This is a genomic window from Micromonospora sp. ATLC20 (genome assembly GCF_057196585.1).
The window spans coordinates 1-4,780 of sequence record NZ_JBXUOV010000281.1; the positions used below are offsets into that span (position 1 = coordinate 1).

The 4,780-nt window shown below is 77.5% G+C and carries 3 protein-coding genes and 1 pseudogene; 2 read left to right on the forward strand and 2 right to left on the reverse strand.

Features of this window, described 5'->3' with window-relative positions; translation table 11 throughout:
- Window positions 1–18: 18 nt before the first annotated feature.
- Together AC2CHG_RS30010 and AC2CHG_RS30015 are read right to left on the reverse strand one after the other, a co-directional pair.
- Entirely contained in the window at window positions 19–2,574 is a 2,556-nt protein-coding gene (locus AC2CHG_RS30010; RefSeq protein ID WP_357208978.1) for a hypothetical protein, read from the reverse strand.
- Window positions 2,571–3,905: an SWIM zinc finger family protein gene (locus AC2CHG_RS30015; RefSeq protein WP_262011839.1), complete on the reverse strand. Its 1,335-nt coding sequence runs from the start codon at window positions 3,903–3,905 to the stop codon at window positions 2,571–2,573. Before AC2CHG_RS30015 ends, AC2CHG_RS30010 begins: the two co-directional genes overlap by 4 nt.
- A gap of 59 nt (window positions 3,906–3,964) precedes the next feature.
- On the opposite strand from AC2CHG_RS30015, the gene AC2CHG_RS30020 reads away from it, so the two are divergent.
- Window positions 3,965–4,507 carry a GNAT family N-acetyltransferase gene (locus AC2CHG_RS30020; RefSeq protein WP_194799155.1) on the forward strand — a complete coding sequence of 181 codons (543 nt, stop codon included), beginning with the start codon at window positions 3,965–3,967 and terminating at the stop codon, window positions 4,505–4,507.
- 38 nt (window positions 4,508–4,545) lie between these two features.
- Window positions 4,546–4,780: pseudogene (locus AC2CHG_RS30025) on the forward strand (type II toxin-antitoxin system Phd/YefM family antitoxin); the annotation flags it as partial.

The following is a 4,780-nucleotide window of genomic DNA, read 5'->3' on the forward strand; positions in this document are numbered from 1 at the left end:
GGACGGTGCGGCCCCGGTTCAGGCGGCCAGGGTGGCGGCGAGCCGGCGGGCCTCGGCGACCAGTCGGCTGCCGCCGCCCCGCGCCACCACGTCGGCCAGTCCGGGTACCTCGATCCGGACACCCGTCGCGGTCGCCGCTTCCGCTGCCACCGCCAGCAGGTCCGGCGTGCCCCGGGGCGGCGTCGGCGCGGTCAGCAACGGCGGCAACGCCGCGGCGAGCAGCCGCCACACGCTCAGCGGAGCACCCGCCGCCACCGCGTCGCGCAGCGGCGTGACCGCCCGGGTCAGCGTCACCTGCCCGCCGGCCGCCAGCGTGCCGAGGTGCCCGCCGGTCGCCGGCGCGTCCAGGTCACCGGCGGCGGCCAGGATCAGCACCGCGTCGAGCGCGGCCACCCGGTCCGCCTCGTGGCGGGCGCACAACCCGTAGGCCAGCGCGAGGTCGAGGGCCGGTCCGCCCGCGCCCGTGCACTCGGCCAGCACCGGCAGGGCGGCGGCGTGCCCGAGGGTGTCCTCCTGCGCCGCGCCGGCCACCTCGGGCAGCAGGTGGGCGGCGACCACGCCCCGGTGCCCGGGCAGGACGGCCGGCCAGACGTCACCCCAGCCGTCGGTCCACCGGCCGATCGGCGTGGGGGTCAGGGTGAGCAGGCCGAGCCGGTCCTCGACGCCGTCCGGCGGGGTGAGCGCGACGAGCGTCCGGCCCTCGGGTAGCCGGTCGTAGCCCCAGTCGTACCCGGCCGACCGCGCCCTCCGGCCCACCGTCACCACCTGCTGCGCCGGGGCCGGCACGGCGGCGCCGCGCAGCCAGCGGGCCAGCTCGTCGCCGGCCGGCGTGCGCAGCGCCGCGGCACGTTCGGCAAGTGGCCCGTCGACGCCGGCCGGCAGGCGCAGCAGGGCCTGCGCGAGATCCCAGCGCCACACCGGACGGTCACCCAGCGCGGCCAGCCGTTCGTAGAGCGCCACCGGCTCGATCGCCCCGGTGACCGAGGTCGGCGTGGACAGCAGGCCCGGGTCGTCGCGGCCGTCCAGCCGCTGCCCGATCTCGGCCAGGCGGGCGCAGGCGAGCTGGACGGGCGCGGGCCGGCGTGTGGCCGGCACCGGCGGACCACCCCGGAACGGCAGCGGCGCGCGTGGGCGGGACTCGGTCAGCAGCGTGCTCCACTGGTCGCGGCGGGTCGCCGCCTCGGCGTCGCCGCAGACGGCCAGCAGGAGCCCGTGCATCTGGATCGAGATGTTGAACACCGACCAGGGATGGTCGTACGCGCCGACCTGCTCGCGGCGTACCACAGGCAGCAGCGCCGCCGCGAGCCGCTCGCGGTCGGCGGTGCCGAGCCGGACCAGGCCGTCCATGACGCGTTCCGCCGTCAGCGCGGGCCAGCGCCGGCCGAGCGACGCCGCGATCTCCTCCACCAGTTCGTCCACGTTCTGGATCGGCGGCGGCGCGGCCGCCGCCGGCAGCGGCGGCGGCAGGTCGTCGCGGGCCTCGGCCACAGTGGCCAAGGCCACCGGCCGGTGACCGTGGCGCGCCGCCAGCGCCAGCGCCCGCTCGCGCAGGCCGGCGTCGGGATGGCCAGCCGCCACGGCGAGCACCGCGCCGATCTCCGCAGCCTGGTCCGGGTGCTGCCGGGCCAGCCGGTCGAGCCAGGACACCTGCGCCCGGACCAGTGCCTTCTCCGGCCGGGCCAGCACCGTCCGGGCGGCCTCCCACAGCGCCTCCGGCTCGGCGGCGTCACCGGCCTGCCGCAGCGTCCGCTGGGCGGCGCGGGCCACCGGCCCGGGACCGTCGGCGAGCAGCCGCAGATAGGCGCTCGACCGCACCGCCACCTCGTCCGGGGTCGGTGCCAGCAGGTCGTGCAGGACCAGGAACGGGCGCAGTGCGTCCGGGCGGTCGCCGCGCAGCAGCCGGCCGAGGACGCCGTTGAGCAGGACCGCCCGGTCGAGCCGGCCCTCCGCCGCCAGCGCCACCAGCGCCCGGGGCAGCGCATCCGAGTCCGTGCCCGCGCCGTCGCCGCGGGCCAGTTCGGTGCCCACGCCGTCCACCTCGAACAGGCGCGGCAACAGCGCGTCGAGGAACGGGTCCGCGCGCAGCCGGTCCACAGTCGGCAGGCGCGTCCCGCGCGGATCCGGCCAGCCCTGCGCCGCGGCCCAGCCACGCACGAAGTCGTCAGCGGTCGGCGGCGGCGCCTTCTCGGCCAGCAGGAGGCCGGCGACGAACCGCCAGCCCGCGACCATCCGGTCCCGGGGCAGCCGGTCGGCCAGCTTGTACGCCACGTCGGGCAGCCAGGTCACCCCGCGCTCCCGGGCGACGTCGACCACCGGCGCCGCGTCGACGCCGCTCAGCCAGACCGAACGGCGGCCGAGCAGCGCGGCCACCTTCGTCGGCGTGCTCAGCGTGCCCACCGCTGCGACCGCCAGCGTCGCCGCCTCGCCCTGCCACCACCAGGCGTCCCGCCTGCGGCGCACATCGGCGACCAGCTCGTCGCCGAGCGCCCGCCGGGCTGGCTCGTCCAACCCGGCCAGGGCCGACCGGACCTGCGACATCCGGCCGTGCACCACCGCCTCGACGAAGCCGGTCACGACAGCGCCCCCACCGGCGCCGCGACCATCGACACCGCCAGCGCGTGCCGGCACGGCCCCCGCTGCCCGCGGTGCCGCGCCCACCAGCGGCAGGAACAGGAGTACGCGCCGTCCGGGTGCCGTCGTACCCGGTAGGTCTCGGCGTCGGTGCGGACCGTCGCGTCCTCGCCGTCGCGCTCGACTGCGCCGCGCTCGACCAGCGCCCGCGCGCCGACCAGCCGTGGGTTGTCCCGCTCCGCGCGGCCCGCGTCATAGGGCATCACCCGGTGGAAGTACGCCCCGTCCGCCACGTCGTACCCGACCCGCCCGGCGGTGCCCAGCTGGGCGAGCGCGGCCCGCACCCGCTCGTCGGGCAGCGCGGCGGCGTCGGCCAGCGCGGCCACGTCGATCGCCGGATCCCAGTTGAGCAGCGCGCCCACCAGCTCCGCGTCGTCGACCACGTCGTCACCGGCGAGCGCCGCCAGTGCGGCGCCCTCACCGGAGAACCCCCGGTACGGCTCGGGGGACAGCGTCAGCGACACCCGCAGCGCCCCTGTGTCCAGCTCCCAGGTGCTCGGCACGGCCGGCGACCCGGCGCGCACCGCCGGGCCGTACACCCGCAGGGTGCGCGCGTGGCGCAGCACGCCGCGCAGCGCCGCGAGCCGGCCCGCGCCGGCCAGGCAGACAGCGCCCGGCACCGGGCGGGAGGTCAGCCGCAGAGTACGCCCGGCGGGCACCGCCCACAGCACACTGCGGTCGTTCGCGGCAGGCAGCCGGCGCAGGAACGCCGCCGCCTCCGCCGCCGCGATCTCGGCGCGCGGCTCGAAGCCGGCGGTGAGCACGTGCACCTCGGCGAAGCCGCGCAGCCAGCGGCCGGGCAGCGGCACCTTCCGCTCGACCACCGAGCCGTCCATGGTGGAGACCGTCAGGTCGTCCGGGCCGACCGCCACGTGCAGCGGCTCGATGCCACCCACCCGGGCCAGCGCCTCCCGCAGCGGCGGGTTCACATCCACGTTAGTGGTGCCGTGGCCGCTGATCTCCCCGTCCAGCCCGGCCGGCAGCACGTCCATCCGCGCGTACACCCCGCAGCAGCCGGAGAACGACTCGAACCGCAGGCGACCGCGGCTGCCGGTCACCACCGGGTCCAGGCTGGCCGGGTTGACCGGCTGGTGGTAGCGGGTGCGGGCCACCTCGGCGACGGCGAGCAGCCCGGCCGCCGACGCGGCCGCGGCGGTGAGGAACCCGGCGAAGAAGCGCGGGTTGGCCGCCGGGCCGCCGCAGGTCTGCAGATCGAGACCGGCGGCGCGCAGCGCGGACGGCTGAAGGTATCGGTACGTCTGGACGGCGTTCACGGCGCAGACCGTAGAGGGACCGACCGACAAAAGTGGGACGGTCCTGCTAGCTTCCTCGGATGTTCGCCCACGCCCTCACCGACGACGCCGAGCTGCGTCCACTGTCGCCCTGGCACGCCGACGAGTTCCTGGCCAACCTCGACCGCTGCCGCGACCACATCTCGCCCTGGGTCGGCGCGTCCTTCGTCGCCACCGACGCCGCGTCGGCCCGCAAGGTCCTCCAGGCGTACGCCGACCGGTGGGCCCGCGACGACGGCGGCATCTGGGGCATCTGGCAGCGCGGCACGCTCGTCGGTGGCGTGCTGTTCGTGTCGCTGAGCACCGAACGCGGGGTGTGCGAGGCGGGCTGCTGGCTGGAACCCGGCGCCGAGGGGCAGGGCCTGGTCACCCGCGCCGCCCGCTTCGTCATCGACTGGGCGGTGCGGGAGCGCGGCATCCACCGCGTCGAGTGGGTCACGAAGGCCGGCAACGACCGTAGCGTCGCCGTGGCGCGGCGGCTCGGCATGAGCCGCGACGGCGTCATGCGCGGCGCCGCACCGACGCCCGACGGCCGCGCCGACCTGGAGGTCTGGTCCGTGCTGGCGCCGGAGTGGACCGGCTGACCGCCGAAATTGTCGTACCCGGACGTGAACATCTGTCCATGGCTGTCCCCGCACTGGCCGACCGGTCCCCCCAGCCGCGCGCCCTGCCGCTGCGCGAGGTCCGCACCCGGCTCACCCAGCTCGTCTCCCTGGCCGAGCTGACCGACACCGTCACAGTCGTCACCCGCGACGGCGATCCCCGGCCGGTCGCCGCGATCGTGCCCGCGTCCGCCGCCCGCACCGGCGCCCAGGCGCGCGCGGACGCCGAACGCGTCGCCGCGATCAGCGCCGGCT

What these genes read in the sequence shown, in the direction of transcription:
- AC2CHG_RS30020 (WP_194799155.1), top strand. Translation starts at nt 3,965, where the DNA reads ATGTTCGCCCACGCCCTCACCGACGACGCCGAGCTGCGTCCACTGTCG.